This window comes from Formosa bonchosmolovskayae (assembly GCF_051016085.1).
Classification (GTDB): domain Bacteria; phylum Bacteroidota; class Bacteroidia; order Flavobacteriales; family Flavobacteriaceae; genus Formosa.
Window position 1 is genome coordinate 2268136 of the sequence record NZ_CP174605.1, and the last position, 15724, is coordinate 2283859.

Sequence of the window (15724 nt, forward strand, 5' to 3'; positions counted from 1 at the left end):
TTGTTTAATTTCTGATGAACTAACAGTCAAAAAAAATACCAAGTATTAAAAAGTGACAAAGTGGCATTGATAAATACAAAAAATGCCATTCGTTAGGAATGGCATTTTAAGCGTAATGAAACGAAGTTTGCGCTGAAACTTAATCTACTGTTTCTGTTTTCTCTTTGTTTTTTACATGTTCTTCTAACCATTGATCTTCTTCCCAAAGCATATGTAAAATAGACTCTTTAGCCGAATATCCATGACTCTCACGTGGTAACATAACTAATCTTACAGGAGCGCCTAGTCCTTTTAGCGCGTTAAAATAACGTTCACTTTGTAAAGGGTAGGTTCCAGAATTATTGTCTGCTTGACCATGAATAAGTAATAATGGTGTTTTCATTTTATCGGCATGCATAAATGGTGACATGCCGTTGTATATTTCTGGCGCTTCCCAATAGTTGCGTTCTTCGCTTTGAAAACCAAATGGAGTTAAAGTTCTATTATATGCTCCAGAACGGGCAATACCTGCAGCAAATAAATTAGAGTGTGCTAATAAATTGGCTGTCATAAACGCACCATAACTATGTCCGCCAACAGCAACACGGTCGCGGTCTATGTATCCTAGATTGTCTACAGCATCTATAGCTGCTTTAGCATTTGCAACTAACTGTTCTCTAAACGTGTCGTTAGGTTGTTCGTTTCCTTCTCCAATAATAGGGAAAGCAGCATCGTCTAAAACTACAAATCCTCTAGTGACCCAGAATACAGGAGAACCATAACTTGGGTATGTAAATTCGTTCGGACTAGATGTGCTTTGTGCCGCACTATTTTTGTCTTTGTATTCACGCGGATACGCCCACATAAGCATAGGGTATTTTTTTCCTGCTTCGTAATCTGTTGGTAAGTATAAAACACCAGATAAGTCTAAACCGTCTGCACGTTTATAGGAAATTACTTCTTTTTTTACATTCTGAATACTTTTAAAAGGGTTTTCAAATTGCGTTAAGGGCGTTAATCCATTTCGTTTTTTAATGTTTCTAATATAATAATTTGGGTATTCGTTTTTAGATTCTATTCTAACTACGTATTCTCCAGTTTTTGTGTTTAATGCAGACGAAATACTTTCCATTTTATCTGTTAACTTAGACTGGTATAAACGTTTTGTCTTTTTAGTACTTAAATTTAATTCGTCTACAAACGGAAACTTTCCAGCATCGCTATATCCATCTCCAATTAAATACGCTGTGTTTTTATTTATATCTAAAACATATTCATTAAAATCGTTTTTAGTATAAACAAATTCGCCTGGATCGCTATATAAATCTTGGTAATTACGGTCGAATAATACTTTGGCGTATTGGTTAGGGTTAGACGGGTCGAACACATATGTTCTAGTGTTACGCGTATTCCACCAATTATCGTAAGCGATTGCAGTATGGTCGTTACCCCAAACTATACCTCTAAAACGATCTATAGTTTTTAATACAGAAGTAATTTTGCCATTAAAAGGAGCATCTTGCTGAAAGACTTCGTCGCGAAAAGGAACCTCTACAGCTGGATCTCCGCCATCCAAAGCTTCGGCCCAATATAAAGTTGCTGGTTTATCGCTACGCCAGTCAAAATCTCTTTTTCCCGTGCGTTCTGCCATAAAACCTTTTGGTAAATCTTCTATTAAAGGCACTTGTAAAACAGACTTTACTAAATCGCCATTAGACGCGTAAACAATAGATTCTGAAGGGAATCTATAATAAGGTACTAAATAAGAAAACGGTTTACTAATGGTTGTAACCATTACATAATTACCGTCTGGAGAGAATGAAATACCACGATACATATCTGTAGCTTTCCATAAAGAGGCGTTTCCGTCTAGTGTGATTTTGTATAATTCAGATTGCGACAATTGTTCAAAATTATGCTCGTCGTTTTTATTTTTCAATAAATCTTGATATGTTCTGTTTTGAGCTTCTACACCAGCTTCACTTACAGATACTGTAGGGCCTGTAGGTACGGCTTCACTTGTATTAATTAATGCTTTACGGTTTTCTGGAAGCACTTTTACTAAAACAGCTTCGCTATCTTTAAACCAAGTCACCGGATTTCCCATGTTGGCATTTAAGTTAGCTTCGCTTATTTTTTTAGCCGAAGTATTTTTAATGTCTAGTAACCATAATTCAACTCCAGTACTAAGTGTTTTAGTAAAGGTCATGTATTTTTGGTTGGGAGACCAAGAGAAATTGGCGTAACGGCCCTCTGCAGATAATCCGTTTACGGTAATAGGCGTACCATCTTTTTTAGTACTTAATTTAATATCGGTATAATAACGCGTACGGCTACCAATATTGGTTACTGGGTTAATACGTAAACCGCCTAGACGTAATTCGGTTTCGGAAAGTTCTTCGATAGTTTTGTACTTACTGCGGTACAATAATACAATGTGTTCTCCTTTATTATCTATTCTAATACTAGGAGCTAGAGGAGCTTCTGCTAACTCTAAAATGTTTTTGTGTGGTTTTTGATACGTTAAGTTTTCTTGAGCATATCCAGTAAGAACAAAGCAGAGCAGGATAAGAGTGAAAAAATGTTTCATGGGCAATTTAATATGTGTTTAGAATTTGTTTAAGCTGTGGAAGATAATAAAAAAAAATAAGCGATGCGTTATAGGCGCTGTGTTGGTTAATATTATGCAAGTATATTAATTGCAAATAGGTTTAGAATATATTTACATTTTAAATCATTAAATTGCAACTTATAAATGTTGATATATGTACAATTCTAAAATAATAGGTCTTGGATATTATGTTCCAGACAATGTTGTGACAAACGACGATTTGTCTAAGTTAATGGAAACCAATGATGCTTGGATTCAAGAACGCACAGGTATTAAGGAGCGAAGATGGGTAAAGCCAGGTTCGGAAGATACAACATCTGTCATGGGAGTGAAAGCTTCTAAGGTTGCTATAGAACGCGCTGGTATAGATAAAGATGATATCGATTTAATTGTTTTTGCCACATTAAGTCCGGATTATTATTTTCCAGGTCCTGGAGTTCAAGTGCAAAAAGCATTAGATATAAAAACAGTGGGAGCTATAGATATTCGCAACCAGTGTTCAGGTTTTATTTACGGCCTGTCTGTTGCAGATCAATTTATAAAAACGGGCATGTATAAAAACGTGTTGGTTATAGGTAGTGAAATTCACTCTAAAGGATTAGATGTATCCACAAGGGGAAGAGGCGTTTCTGTAATTTTTGGAGACGGAGCGGGTGCAGCTGTTTTAAGTAGAACGGAAGATAACTCGAAAGGTATTTTATCTACACATTTACATTCCGAAGGAGAGCATGCCGAAGAATTGGCCTTAATAGCTCCAGCTATGGGATCACGTTGGGTAAATGATATTTTGAAGGATAACGATCCTAACGACGAAAGCTACTTTCCGCACATGAATGGACAATTTGTATTTAAAAATGCAGTGGTTCGTTTTAGTGAAGTTATTATGGAAGGCTTAAGTGCAAATAACCTGAGTCCAGATGCTATAGATATGTTAATACCGCATCAAGCAAATTTAAGAATATCTCAATTTATTCAGAAAAAATTTAAACTTTCAGACGATCAAGTGTTTAATAATATCATGAAGTATGGTAACACTACAGCCGCTTCGATTCCTATAGCCCTAACGGAGGCTTGGGAGCAAGGAAAAATAAAAGAAGGTGATACGGTTGTTTTAGCTGCTTTTGGTAGCGGATTTACATGGGGAAGTGCAATTATTAAATGGTAAAAAACAGTACCAATTAGATATAGAAAAAGCCGAAACGAAAGTTTCGGCTTTTTTAATGTTTTGCTAAAAATCAACTACAATAACTAACATAGTTTACGAATAATGATTTTTTTATAAGAAGACTAATTCAAAAGTAAAATAACAATTCGAACAATGTTTGTATTAATAATACAACGCAAAAGTAAGTGGTGTATTGTTTTGATTTTTAGCTTTTTGGATAAATTTAACAGAATTAACACAATATTTAGAAACTTGAGTTTCGATACGCTTAATTCCTATATTCAAATACATATTATATAGTGATAGGCATTTATATCATAAATATGATTTAAACAGTTGTATTTAAAGCGTGTTCATTATTAAATTCTTATTTGAGTTCATTTTATTCGGGTTTACATCCTATAAAATCATTGTTAAGATTTAATTTTACCCAACTGGTTAATAAATAATGGTTTTTCATTCTAACTGATTGTTTTAAGACTGATATAATAAAGACTATTAATTATTAAACTTGTTACACATATTTCTAATTATTTTAAAGAAAAAAACATGAATAAGAAAACATTGGTTATTGGGGCTTCTTTAAACCCTTCTAGATATTCTAACGTAGCGATTAAAAGATTGGTTGGGGCTAACCAAGAAACAGTTGCTTTTGGTTTAAAAGATGGAAGTGTGTCTGGTGTTTCAATAGACACCGAATTGGTGCAATATAAAGATATTGATACAGTAACTTTATATTTAAATCCAAAACGTCAGGCACAGTATTACGATTATATAGTAGGTTTAAATCCTAAGCGTGTTGTTTTTAATCCAGGAACGGAAAACGCTGAATTTTATGCACTTTTAAAAGAGCATGGCATTGATTATGAAGTGGCTTGTACTTTAGTGCTCCTTTCTACGAATCAGTATTAATCCTAGAAAAGTTAGTAGGCCGTTTAGTATTAAGATAAAAAAGCCAAATTCGAAACCAAACCATTTTAAACTATTTACGCTTATTATATAAGATAATATAGGCGATAAAATTGCTATAACGGGAACGAATTTATCTTTTACTTGCCAGTTAGTAAATAATCCAAAAGTGTATAGACCTAGTAAAGGTCCGTAGGTGTATCCTGCAAATACAAACAGTTTGGCAATAACACTTTCGTCTTGTATGGCATATTTAAATGTAACAATGACTAGGATTAACAAGACCGAGATTAATACGTGAATACGTTTTCTTATGGCAACCTGTTTTTTCGGATCGTATTTTTTTTCGATGTCCAAAATATCAATGCTAAACGAAGTTGTTAAAGAGGTTAAAGCGCTATCTGCACTACTATAAGCAGCGGCTATTAAACCTAAAAGAAAGAAGATAAATACACCGGTTCCTAAGTGGTTTTTTGCTAGAATAGGGAATAAATCATCTTTATGTGCGTCAATTCCGTTTTGTTGTGCATATACAGTAAGTAAAAGTCCCAAGCTTAAAAATACAAAATTGGTTATCGTTAACACAATGGTGAACCAAAACATGTTCTTCTGTGCGTCTTTAAGCGATTTACAGGTTAGGTTTTTTTGCATCATATCTTGGTCTAAACCAGTCATAACAATAGCTATAAACGCACCCGATATAAACTGTTTCCAAAAATAATTGGCTGTTTTAATATCGTCAAAGAAGAACATTTTAGATAAATCGCTATCCAATATAAAATTTAATGCTGTTTTTCCTCCAAAATCCAAGTCTTGACTCACGGAATAAATAGTAACACCCACAGCGATTAACATAAAAAGTGTTTGTAAGGTATCTGTCCAGACTATGGTTTTAATACCAGATTTAAACGTGTATAGCCATATTAGTAAAACAGTAATAGTTACCGTTTGCCAAAACTGTATGCCTAAATCGTCGAATAATATAATTTGTAAAACATTGGCGACTAAAAATAATCTAAAACTAGCACCTATTATTCGTGAAATTAAAAAGAATGAAGCACCTGTTTTATAAGAATAATTTCCGAAACGGGTTTCTAAATAGGTGTATATAGAGGTTAAATTGAGCTTGTAATACAGTGGCAATAAAACGGTACCAATAACTAAGTACCCTACAATATATCCAAAAACCACTTGCATATAACTAAACTGAGAGGCTTCTATCCAGCCCGGAACAGAGATAAAAGTCACTCCAGAAAGCGAGGCACCAATCATACCAAAGGCAACAACGTACCAAGGCGATTGTTTGTTTCCTTTAAAAAAAGCATTGTTATCAGTCTTTTTTCCGGTGATGTAAGATATTAATATTAGCACACCAAAATAGGCGGCAATAAGTAAAATAATTTGAGTAGCGCTCATAACTTAGTTTTCGCAGACCAAAATACAAATTCCAATGTTATAAGAACAAATCTTAAAACTAAAATTGTAAATTTGACCCTTATGGAATTTTCTTCTAAATTACTTGAAAAGGCAGTAAACGAAATGTCGCAATTACCAGGTGTTGGAAAACGTACTGCTTTGCGACTGGTTTTACATTTATTACGCCAACCAGAATCTCAAACTGTACAACTGGCGCAAGCCTTATTAAACATGCGTACCGAGATTAAATTTTGTAAATCATGCAATAATATTAGCGATAATGTTTTATGCGAAATATGTTCAAACCCACGACGGCAAGAAGAAATTATTTGTGTAGTAGAAGATATACGTGACGTTATGGCTATAGAAAATACGAGTTCTTTTAAAGGCTTGTATCATGTATTAGGTGGTAAAATATCACCAATGGATGGCATTGGGCCTCACGATTTAAATATCACTCCTTTAGTTAATAAGGTAAAAGAAGGGCGGGTAAAAGAACTAATATTTGCATTAAGTCCTACCATGGAAGGCGATACAACAAACTTTTATATTTTTAAACAAATTCAAGGTTTGGATGTGGTTACATCTACAATCGCTAGAGGTATTTCTGTGGGAGACGAATTGGAGTATGCCGATGAGGTTACGCTTGGAAGAAGTATCTTAAATCGTATACCTTTTGAAGGCTCACTAAAATCTTAAGGTCGTTTGAAACTGTCCGTTGTTATTCTAAACTATAATGTATGTCATTTCTTAGAGCTCTGTCTAAAAAGTGTAGTAACGGCGACTTCTAAAATCGATGCCGAAATTATTGTGGTCGATAATCAATCGTCCGATGATAGCTGTCACATGATTAAAACCAGATTTCCTGAGGTTACTTTAATTGAGAACACTGCCAATTATGGATTTTCAAAAGGAAATAATATAGGGGTTTCTAGAGCTAAAGGGGAATATGTTTGTATTCTTAATCCAGACACCGTGGTTACCGAGGATACTTTTTTATCTGTTTTAAAATTTGCCGATAAACAAGATCGCTTAGGTATTGTAGGTTGTAAACTTATAGATGGAACAGGAGCCTTTTTACCTGAAAGTAAACGTTATGTACCAACTCCGGCTGTGGCATTAAAAAAGATTTTAGGCGATACAGATTCTTACTATGTTAATACAATAGAAGAAAACGTAATTGGTCCTGTGCCTATTTTAGTAGGTGCCTTTATGATTATTAAACGAGACGTTTATAATGCTGTAAATGGATTCGACGAGGATTTTTTTATGTATGGAGAAGATATCGATTTGTCTTATAAAATTTTAAAAGCAGGATTTCAAAACTTCTATTTTGGGGCAACAACGGTTATTCATTTTAAAGGAGAGAGTACGTGTAGAAACAAAGATTACGCCAAGAGATTTAATGGCGCCATGCAAATATTTTACAAGAAACATTTCAGTAAAAACTTGCTTCTCGAGACTTTAATTTCTTTGGTGGTAAAGGGGTTAATCGTATTAAATTTACAACCTTCAGTAGATAAACGGGACGTGAAATCTATAGTTATGGTCTCTAATCGGAAATATAAATTGATAGAATCGGTTTTACCTTTTTCGCTTATTTATAAATCTAAAATTGAAGAGGTAGCCGATCATCAGCAACTCATTTTAGATAATAACATGTTGACATTTAGACAGATTGTTTCAATTTTAGAAATACATGCAAATAATAAGACGCTAACTTATCGCATTCTTCCAAGGGAAAGTGATTTTCTTATTGGTAGTGATAATGCCGTGTCTAAGGGAATTGTTATACATTTTTAGTACCTTTGTGTAATAATTTCTGAATAAAAATTAAGTAAATTTTATTGCATATAATTAGGTGAAAAACGTATTTATGTGTTAATTTCGCAATAATAATTTAAAAAACAGCTTTACGTTAATAATATGGCAAAATTTGAACTGAAATTACCTAAAATGGGAGAAAGTGTTGCAGAAGCAACCATAACTTCATGGTTAAAGGAAGTTGGAGAAACTATCGAGGCCGATGAGGCTGTTCTAGAAATAGCAACAGATAAGGTAGATAGTGAAGTCCCGAGTGAAATGGAAGGCGTACTAGTAGAGCGGTTATTTGAGGTTGATGATGTGGTGCAAGTAGGTCAAACTATTGCAATTATTGAAATTTCAGGAGAGGGAGAAACTGGATCGGAAGATGCAGATGTTGTAGAAGATGAGGTTCCTGAACCAGAAGAAGTAGAAGCTTTAGAAAAAAGAGTTTCAGATGCAAAAGAGGCTGTAACTAATACTGTTGTCTCTAGCGAAGATCGTTTTTATTCGCCTTTAGTCAAAAATATTGCAAAGGCCGAAGGTATAGACCAAGCAGAATTAGATCGTATTTCGGGCACAGGATTAGAAGGTCGTGTTACAAAAACCGATATTCTTACCTATATCGAAAATAGAGGTAGTAAACCTGCGGTTTCTGCTCCTGTAAATAATACCAAGCCACAAAATGCTTCGGCGCCAGTAGTAAATAATACAGCAACTTTAGAAACTCCTGTAATACCTTCTGGAAACGATGAAATTATCGAGATGTCTAGAATGGGGAAATTAGTAGCCAACCATATGGTGGAATCTGCTAAAACGTCTGTTCATGTACAAAGTTTTATTGAAGTAGATGTTACAAATATATGGAATTGGAGAAAAAAAGTTAAAGATGCATTCTTTAAACGTGAAGGCGAAAATTTAACCTTTACCCCAATTTTTATGGAAGCGGTAGCGAAATCTCTACGCGATTTTCCAATGATTAATATTTCGTTTCAAGACGGAAAGGTTATTAAAAAGAAAAATATCAATTTAGGTATGGCAGCGGCACTACCTGATGGGAATTTAATTGTACCGGTTATTAAAAATGCCGATCAGTTAAATTTAATTGGAATGACTAAAAATGTAAATGATTTAGCCAAACGCGCAAGAGACAATAAATTAAAACCAGACGATATCCAAGACGGAACTTACACTGTTACCAATGTGGGGTCTTTTGGTAGTATCATGGGAACACCAATTATTAATCAGCCACAAGTTGCTATCTTAGCATTGGGCGCAATCCGTAAAGTACCTGCAGTAATTGAGACGCCTCAAGGTGACTTTATAGGTATTCGATACAAGATGTTTTTATCGCATTCTTACGATCACCGTGTTGTTAATGGTGCGCAAGGCGGATTGTTTATTAAAGCAGTAAAAGACTATTTAGAAGCTTGGGATGTAGACCAAGTTATTTAAAAAAGGCGACCTTATAAAATGAAGCCCAACTGAAATCAGTTGGGTTTTTTTGTTATTCACAACTAACATTTACTAAATTTACACTTTAATAAAATTTATTTAAATGAATCTCAATCTTAAAAAACCCATTTGTTTTTTCGATCTAGAAACAACGGGAATCAATATATCTAAGGACAGAATTGTAGAAATTGCTATATTAAAGGTGTTTCCTGACGGTAAAGAAGAATCTAAAACGTGGTTAGTTAATCCTGAAATGTCAATTCCATTAGAAGTAACGGAGATTCATGGTATTTCTGATGCCGATGTGGCCGATGCCCCGACATTTAAGGCTCTAGCAAAGGATATTTATAATATGATTAAAGATTCCGATTTAGGAGGATTTAATTCCAATCGTTTCGATATTCCGCTTTTAGCAGAAGAAATGCTACGTGCAGATATCGACTTCGATATGAAAAGCACTTTGGCTGTAGATGTACAGACTATCTTTCATAAAATGGAACAGCGTACATTAAGTGCGGCTTATAAATTCTATTGTGGGAAAGATTTAGAAAATGCACATAGTGCGGCTGCAGATACATTCGCGACTTACGAAGTGTTAAAAGCTCAAGTAGAAAAATACGATGAGTTAGAAAACGATACCAAGTTTTTATCGGAGTTTAGTAGTAGAAAACAATTTGCCGATTTTGCAGGATTTTTAGCCTTTAATAAAGAAGGTGAAGAGTGTTTTGCATTCGGGAAACATAAGAATAAAAGAGTTGTAGATGTCTTAACCGACGAGCCAGGTTACTTTGGATGGATATTAAATGCCGATTTTCCATTGTATACCAAAAAAGTGCTTACAGCCATAAAATTAAGAAGTTTTAATAATAAGTTGAATTAATATTAACGCCCTCCTAGAATGAAACTTATTTGTATAGGTAGAAATTATACCGAACATATAGCAGAGTTACAAAATGAAAAACCAACAGATCCTGTTGTGTTTTTAAAACCAGATACGGCAATTCTCTTAAAAAAACAGCCGTTTTTTATCCCTGATTTTTCAGATGATGTGCATTACGAAGTTGAGGTTTTGGTTAAAATTAATAAGGTAGGAAAGTATATCGATAAAAAATTTGCACATAAGTATTATGACGAAATTGGATTAGGAATAGACTTTACAGCAAGAGATTTACAAGCTAAATTAAAAGCAAAAGGCTTACCTTGGGAAAAAGCAAAATCCTTCGATGGTGCCGCTGTGGTAGGAGAATGGTTGCCAAAAAGTGAATTTGACGACTTAAATAATATAAATTTCTCGTTAAATAAAAATGAGGAAACGGTGCAAAACGGAAATACAAGTCATATGCTCTGGAAAATCGACGAGTTAATAGAATGTGTTTCACAATATTTTACTTTAAAGATAGGAGATATTATCTTTACTGGCACACCTGCTGGAGTAGGTCCTGTAGCTCCAAATGATGTTTTAAAAGGATTTATAGAGGATAAAGAACTATTTTCAATCACTGTAAAATAATTATGGAGCAACATTATAATTTAGATAGAGTAAAAGAATTAGCAGATAATGATCAGGATTTTATCCATGCCTTAGCCTTAACGTTTATCGATGAGGTGCCTTCAGATTTAGAAGGTTTAAAAACAGCTGTTCAGAATAAAGATTATTACAATGCATATCAGGTAGCGCATAAATTAAAACCGACGGTAGATTTGTTTGAACTAGGCATTTTAGACGATGTTATAGTCGTTCAAGACTGGGGTAAGTTTGAGCAGGTAGATGTAGATATTACACCTGTTTTTAATAAAGTTGTTACTGTAATAGAAGCCGCGGTTTCAGAAATAAAATCGGATTTCGATATTTAATAATGCAAGCAGAAATTATTACAATTGGAGATGAAATTCTCATCGGCCAAATTCTAGATACAAATTCAGCGTATATAGCCAAAGCACTTAATAAGATAGGTGTTTCGGTATATCAAATCACTTCGGTGCAAGACGATAAAACGCATATTTTAAAAGCGTTAAAAGAGGCCGAAGAAAACGCTAATATTATTATCATAACAGGAGGATTAGGGCCTACAAAAGATGATATTACCAAGCATACGCTAGCAGAATATTTTAACGATACTTTAGAAATTAATGAAGGTGTTTTAGAACACGTACGTGGTTTTTTTGCTAAAATATCGTCTAAACCTATGTTGCAGGTTAATGTCAATCAGGCTTTGGTACCAACTAAAGCCACTGTTTTGCATAACGAATATGGTACGGCGCCAGGCATGTGGCTGGAGCAAAACTCTAAAATATTTGTTTCGTTGCCAGGTGTACCTTTCGAAATGGAAGGTTTAATCGATTCTGAAGTCATTCCTAGAATTCAACAAAAGTATAAGTGTCCGTTTATAATGCATAAAACGTATATGACCTATGGTTTAGGAGAAAGTGCTTTAGCAGAACGTATAGAAGCTTGGGAAGATGCTTTGCCAAAAGAAATCAAACTCGCTTACTTACCAAATATCGGAAAAGTACGTTTGCGTTTATCGGCCAAAGGATTGGATAAAGAATTTATTCTGGCGGAAATGGACAGACAAGAGAAACTCTTAATGCCTCAAATTAAAGATGTTTTTGTGGGTATTGAAGGTTTCGAAGGTACCATGGAAGAGCAAATAGGTAAAACTTTAACTATTTTAGGGAAAACATTATCTACTGCCGAAAGTTGTACAGGCGGTAGGATCGCAGAACAATTTACATCGCATCCTGGCGCATCGGAGTATTTTAAAGGGAGTGTGGTAAGTTATGCTACTCAGGCTAAAATTGATATCTTAAATATTTCAGAATCATTAATTTCTGAACACTCGGTGGTAAGTGCAGAGGTTGCAGAAGCGATGGCAACAAGCGCTTTAAACATGTTTAAATCCGATTATGCGATTGCAACGACGGGTAATGCAGGTCCGACAAAAGCGACAGATAAAGAAGAACTTGGAACCGTATTTATAGCAATTGCCTCAAAAGCAGGTGTGTATTCGGAGAAATTTAACCTTGGTAATTTACGAATTAAAGTGGTTAATAGGGCGGTAGACAAGGCTTTACAAATGCTTCAAAAAGAAATTTTAAAAAATAGATGTTAATTAAGTTGTTATAACACAAACAATTCGTATATTTGCACCTCGTTTTGAAATAACAATATTAAAGTTTAGAAAGAATGTCAAGAGTTTGTGAACTTACAGGTAAGAAGGCAATGGTAGGGAACAATGTATCTCACGCTATGAACAAAACTAAGCGCAGATTTGATGCGAATTTAGTTAAAAAGCGTTTTTACATTCCTGAGGAAGATAAGTGGGTAACTTTAAAAGTATCTACATCAGCATTGAAAACCATCAATAAAATAGGAATTTCAGCTGCTATAAAAGAAGCTAAATCTAAAGGGTTTTTAAAATAAGCCTCTTATAAAATAATAGAACAATGGCAAAGAAAGGTAACAGAGTCCAAGTAATATTAGAGTGCACAGAGCACAAAGAATCTGGGGTGGCAGGAACTTCTAGATATATTACTACAAAAAACAAGAAAAATACTCCGGATAGAATGGAAATTAAAAAATTCAATCCTATCTTGAAGAAAATGACTGTTCATAAAGAAATAAAATAATTGAGTCATGGCAAAGAAATCAGTAGCAACATTACAAACAGGATCTAAAAGATTAACGAAAGCTATAAAAATGGTAAAGTCTGATAAAACAGGCGCTTACACTTTTGTAGAAGCTATCATGGCTCCTGAACAAGTAACAGACTTCTTGAATAAAAAATAATTATATTTTTTATCAGAAAAGATATTTAAGCTGCTTTCTTAATAGAAAGCAGCTTTTGTTTTATATTTACATTTGAAATAATGACAAAATTTCTGCTTTTATAAATGTGGTAGATGTTTTGTGTTAAGAGTTTTAAAAAGTTACTAGCCGTAATTGGTTGGTATAACCATACTTATTTGCATAAATTCTAAATGATAACCAATGAGCTTTTTTAAAAAAATATTTTCTTCCGAAAAAAAGGAAACTTTAGACAAAGGTTTAGAAAAATCTAAGACTAATTTTTTTGATAAATTAAGTAAAGCAGTTGCTGGAAAATCTAAAGTTGATGATGACGTTTTAGATAATCTGGAAGAAATTTTAGTGTCTAGTGATGTTGGTGTAAATACAACTTTAAAAATTATTACACGTATAGAAGCGCGTGTCGAAAAGGACAAATATTTAGGAACAGCCGAGCTTAATAAAATCCTTCGAGAAGAAATTGCAGGTTTATTATCTGAAACAAACTCTGGAGAAGACACTGAATTTAAAATTCCTGAAAACAAAAAACCATACGTAATTATGGTTGTAGGTGTTAATGGTGCTGGTAAAACAACCACTATTGGAAAGCTGGCTTATCAGTTTAAAAAACAAGGTCTTAATGTAGTTTTAGGTGCTGCAGATACCTTTAGAGCGGCAGCTATCGATCAGTTACAAGTTTGGGCAGATCGTGTAGATGTACCTATTGTAAAACAAGACATGGGGAGTGATCCGGCATCGGTTGCATTTGATGCGCTAGAATCTGGAGTCTCTCAAAATGCAGATGTTATTATAATAGATACCGCAGGTCGTTTACACAATAAGATTAATTTAATGAACGAATTAACTAAAGTGAAACGTGTCATGCAAAAAGTAATTGGCGATGCACCTCACGATGTTCTTTTGGTGTTAGATGGTTCTACTGGGCAGAATGCTTTCGAGCAAGCGAAGCAGTTTACAGCGGCCACCGAAGTTAGTGCTTTAGCGGTTACAAAACTAGATGGTACAGCAAAAGGTGGTGTGGTAATTGGTATTAGCGATCAATTTCAAATTCCTGTAAAATACATTGGAGTAGGAGAAGGCATCAACGATTTACAGGTCTTTAATAAATACGAATTTGTAGATTCGTTCTTTAAATAGACTTTATCCTTATAAAATAGTTAAACGTCTCGGTACATTCATTGTATCGAGACGTTTTTTTGTTTTTATTAATATACATTCAATTCTTTAATCCTAAATCATTGCGTATCTTTGCACTCTGAAATTTTGATATGAGAACTAAATCACTTAAAAAGAATAAAATCAACGTAGTAACTCTTGGTTGTAGTAAGAATGTTTACGACAGTGAAGTGTTAATGGGGCAGCTTAAAGCTAGCGGAAAAGATGTTGTACATGAAGAAGAGGGTAATATCGTTGTAATTAATACGTGCGGTTTTATTAATAATGCAAAGGAAGAAAGTGTGAATACTATTTTAGAATTCATGCAGAAAAAAGAAGATGGTGAAGTAGATAAGGTATTTGTTACCGGATGTTTATCCGAACGTTATAAGCCGGATTTACAAAAAGAAATTCCGAATGTAGATGAATATTTCGGAACGACAGAATTACCTGGATTATTAAAAGCATTAGGAGCAGATTATAAGCACGAATTAATTGGTGAACGTTTAACAACTACGCCTAAAAATTACGCTTATTTAAAAATTGCAGAAGGTTGTGATAGACCTTGTAGTTTTTGTGCTATTCCGATTATGCGCGGAAAACACAAGTCTACTCCAATTGAAGATATTGTTATTGAGGCTGAAAAATTAGCTGCCAAAGGTGTGAAAGAATTAATTCTTATCGCTCAAGATTTAACATACTACGGATTAGATATATATAAAAAACGTAATCTTGCCGAATTGCTTGAAGCTTTAGTAAAAGTGGATGGTGTAGAATGGATTCGTTTACATTACGCATTCCCAACGGGTTTCCCAATGGATGTGTTAGATGTTATGAATCGTGAACCTAAAATCTGTAATTATATAGATATTCCTTTACAGCATATTTCAGATCGTATTCTTAAAAGTATGCGTCGCGGTACTACTCAAGAAAAAACAACTAAATTATTAAAAGAATTTAGAAAGGCCGTACCAGATATGACCATTCGTACAACTCTTATTGTTGGGTACCCTGGCGAAACCGAAGAAGATTATCAGACCTTAAAACAATGGGTTCAAGATATGCGTTTCGAGCGTTTAGGTTGTTTTACCTATTCTCACGAAGAAAATACACATGCGTATTTATTAGAAGATGATGTTCCTGAAGATGTGAAGCAAGAACGTGCTAATGAAATTATGGAAATTCAATCTCAAATTTCTTGGGAATTGAATCAAGCTAAAATCGGACAAGAATTTAAAGTGGTTATCGATCGCAAGGAAGGTAATTACTTTGTGGGACGTACAGAATTCGATTCTCCAGATGTAGATAACGAAGTTTTAATAGATGCGACAGAAACCTATTTAAAAACAGGAGAATTTGCGCAAGTTGTTATTACAGAAGCAGCAGATTTCGATTTATATGCGGAAGTCGTTAAATAGACTCA

The 15724-nt window shown here is 34.2% G+C and carries 16 protein-coding genes; 14 read left to right on the forward strand and 2 right to left on the reverse strand.

Annotated elements, in window-relative coordinates; translation table 11 throughout:
• Window positions 1-139: 139 nt before the first annotated feature.
• Window positions 140-2569, reverse strand: a complete 2430-nt coding sequence (locus ACKC83_RS09670; RefSeq protein WP_434035346.1) for a prolyl oligopeptidase family serine peptidase — start codon at window positions 2567-2569, stop codon at window positions 140-142.
• Between the two features lie 175 nt (window positions 2570-2744).
• Between ACKC83_RS09670 and ACKC83_RS09675 the strand changes: the two genes are divergently transcribed.
• Window positions 2745-3755 (forward strand): 3-oxoacyl-ACP synthase III family protein, encoded by a 1011-nt coding sequence (locus tag ACKC83_RS09675; protein WP_434035347.1) that lies wholly within the window; start codon window positions 2745-2747, stop codon window positions 3753-3755.
• A gap of 549 nt (window positions 3756-4304) precedes the next feature.
• Window positions 4305-4667 carry a CoA-binding protein gene (locus ACKC83_RS09680; protein WP_434035348.1) on the forward strand — a complete coding sequence of 121 codons (363 nt, stop codon included), beginning with the start codon at window positions 4305-4307 and terminating at the stop codon, window positions 4665-4667.
• Here ACKC83_RS09680 and ACKC83_RS09685 read toward each other — a convergent pair.
• Window positions 4638-6080: a sodium:solute symporter gene (locus ACKC83_RS09685; protein WP_434035349.1), complete on the reverse strand. Its 1443-nt coding sequence runs from the start codon at window positions 6078-6080 to the stop codon at window positions 4638-4640. The genes ACKC83_RS09680 and ACKC83_RS09685 overlap by 30 nt on opposite strands.
• A gap of 81 nt (window positions 6081-6161) precedes the next feature.
• Between ACKC83_RS09685 and recR the strand changes: the two genes are divergently transcribed.
• The 12 genes from recR to rimO all read left to right on the forward strand — a co-directional run bounded on the left by recR (window position 6162) and on the right by rimO (window position 15719).
• Window positions 6162-6779 carry a recombination mediator RecR gene (gene recR / locus ACKC83_RS09690; protein ID WP_434035350.1) on the forward strand — a complete coding sequence of 206 codons (618 nt, stop codon included), beginning with the start codon at window positions 6162-6164 and terminating at the stop codon, window positions 6777-6779.
• 6 nt (window positions 6780-6785) lie between these two features.
• The gene (locus tag ACKC83_RS09695) at window positions 6786-7883 is read left to right on the forward strand and encodes a glycosyltransferase family 2 protein (RefSeq protein WP_434035351.1); all 1098 of its coding nucleotides are present in this window, start codon (window positions 6786-6788) and stop codon (window positions 7881-7883) included.
• A 123-nt stretch (window positions 7884-8006) separates the two neighbouring features.
• Window positions 8007-9338 (forward strand): dihydrolipoamide acetyltransferase family protein, encoded by a 1332-nt coding sequence (locus tag ACKC83_RS09700; protein WP_434035352.1) that lies wholly within the window; start codon window positions 8007-8009, stop codon window positions 9336-9338.
• Between the two features lie 103 nt (window positions 9339-9441).
• Window positions 9442-10218 carry a 3'-5' exonuclease gene (locus tag ACKC83_RS09705; protein ID WP_414037253.1) on the forward strand — a complete coding sequence of 259 codons (777 nt, stop codon included), beginning with the start codon at window positions 9442-9444 and terminating at the stop codon, window positions 10216-10218.
• Between the two features lie 18 nt (window positions 10219-10236).
• The gene (locus ACKC83_RS09710) at window positions 10237-10848 is read left to right on the forward strand and encodes a fumarylacetoacetate hydrolase family protein (RefSeq protein WP_434035353.1); all 612 of its coding nucleotides are present in this window, start codon (window positions 10237-10239) and stop codon (window positions 10846-10848) included.
• Window positions 10849-10850: 2 nt separating this feature from the next.
• Entirely contained in the window at window positions 10851-11192 is a 342-nt protein-coding gene (locus ACKC83_RS09715; RefSeq protein ID WP_414037251.1) for an Hpt domain-containing protein, read from the forward strand.
• A gap of 2 nt (window positions 11193-11194) precedes the next feature.
• Window positions 11195-12451 carry a competence/damage-inducible protein A gene (locus ACKC83_RS09720; protein ID WP_434035354.1) on the forward strand — a complete coding sequence of 419 codons (1257 nt, stop codon included), beginning with the start codon at window positions 11195-11197 and terminating at the stop codon, window positions 12449-12451.
• 74 nt (window positions 12452-12525) lie between these two features.
• Window positions 12526-12762, forward strand: a complete 237-nt coding sequence (gene rpmB / locus ACKC83_RS09725; protein WP_038527816.1) for a 50S ribosomal protein L28 — start codon at window positions 12526-12528, stop codon at window positions 12760-12762.
• A gap of 23 nt (window positions 12763-12785) precedes the next feature.
• On the forward strand, window positions 12786-12968 hold the full coding sequence (gene rpmG / locus ACKC83_RS09730; protein ID WP_038527818.1) for a 50S ribosomal protein L33: 183 nt from the start codon (window positions 12786-12788) through the stop codon (window positions 12966-12968).
• 7 nt (window positions 12969-12975) lie between these two features.
• Window positions 12976-13128: a DUF4295 domain-containing protein gene (locus ACKC83_RS09735; protein ID WP_084817459.1), complete on the forward strand. Its 153-nt coding sequence runs from the start codon at window positions 12976-12978 to the stop codon at window positions 13126-13128.
• Window positions 13129-13329: 201 nt separating this feature from the next.
• Window positions 13330-14283, forward strand: coding sequence for a signal recognition particle-docking protein FtsY (gene ftsY, locus ACKC83_RS09740; RefSeq protein ID WP_414037249.1), 954 nt, complete (start codon window positions 13330-13332; stop codon window positions 14281-14283).
• A gap of 131 nt (window positions 14284-14414) precedes the next feature.
• Entirely contained in the window at window positions 14415-15719 is a 1305-nt protein-coding gene (gene rimO, locus ACKC83_RS09745; RefSeq protein ID WP_414037248.1) for a 30S ribosomal protein S12 methylthiotransferase RimO, read from the forward strand.
• The last annotated feature ends 5 nt before the right edge of the window (window positions 15720-15724 follow it).

Bases quoted from the DNA above. Each gene is read 5' to 3' on its own strand.
- ACKC83_RS09675 (WP_434035347.1), top strand. From the start codon at position 2,745: ATGTACAATTCTAAAATAATAGGTCTTGGATATTATGTTCCAGACAAT.
- ACKC83_RS09670 (WP_434035346.1), bottom strand. From the start codon at position 2,569: ATGAAACATTTTTTCACTCTTATCCTGCTCTGCTTTGTTCTTACTGGA.
- rpmB (WP_038527816.1), top strand. From the start codon at position 12,526: ATGTCAAGAGTTTGTGAACTTACAGGTAAGAAGGCAATGGTAGGGAAC.
- ACKC83_RS09735 (WP_084817459.1), top strand. From the start codon at position 12,976: ATGGCAAAGAAATCAGTAGCAACATTACAAACAGGATCTAAAAGATTA.
- ACKC83_RS09720 (WP_434035354.1), top strand. From the start codon at position 11,195: ATGCAAGCAGAAATTATTACAATTGGAGATGAAATTCTCATCGGCCAA.
- ACKC83_RS09715 (WP_414037251.1), top strand. From the start codon at position 10,851: ATGGAGCAACATTATAATTTAGATAGAGTAAAAGAATTAGCAGATAAT.
- ACKC83_RS09700 (WP_434035352.1), top strand. From the start codon at position 8,007: ATGGCAAAATTTGAACTGAAATTACCTAAAATGGGAGAAAGTGTTGCA.
- ftsY (WP_414037249.1), top strand. From the start codon at position 13,330: ATGAGCTTTTTTAAAAAAATATTTTCTTCCGAAAAAAAGGAAACTTTA.
- ACKC83_RS09705 (WP_414037253.1), top strand. From the start codon at position 9,442: ATGAATCTCAATCTTAAAAAACCCATTTGTTTTTTCGATCTAGAAACA.
- ACKC83_RS09710 (WP_434035353.1), top strand. From the start codon at position 10,237: ATGAAACTTATTTGTATAGGTAGAAATTATACCGAACATATAGCAGAG.
- rpmG (WP_038527818.1), top strand. From the start codon at position 12,786: ATGGCAAAGAAAGGTAACAGAGTCCAAGTAATATTAGAGTGCACAGAG.
- ACKC83_RS09685 (WP_434035349.1), bottom strand. From the start codon at position 6,080: ATGAGCGCTACTCAAATTATTTTACTTATTGCCGCCTATTTTGGTGTG.
- rimO (WP_414037248.1), top strand. From the start codon at position 14,415: ATGAGAACTAAATCACTTAAAAAGAATAAAATCAACGTAGTAACTCTT.
- ACKC83_RS09680 (WP_434035348.1), top strand. From the start codon at position 4,305: ATGAATAAGAAAACATTGGTTATTGGGGCTTCTTTAAACCCTTCTAGA.
- recR (WP_434035350.1), top strand. From the start codon at position 6,162: ATGGAATTTTCTTCTAAATTACTTGAAAAGGCAGTAAACGAAATGTCG.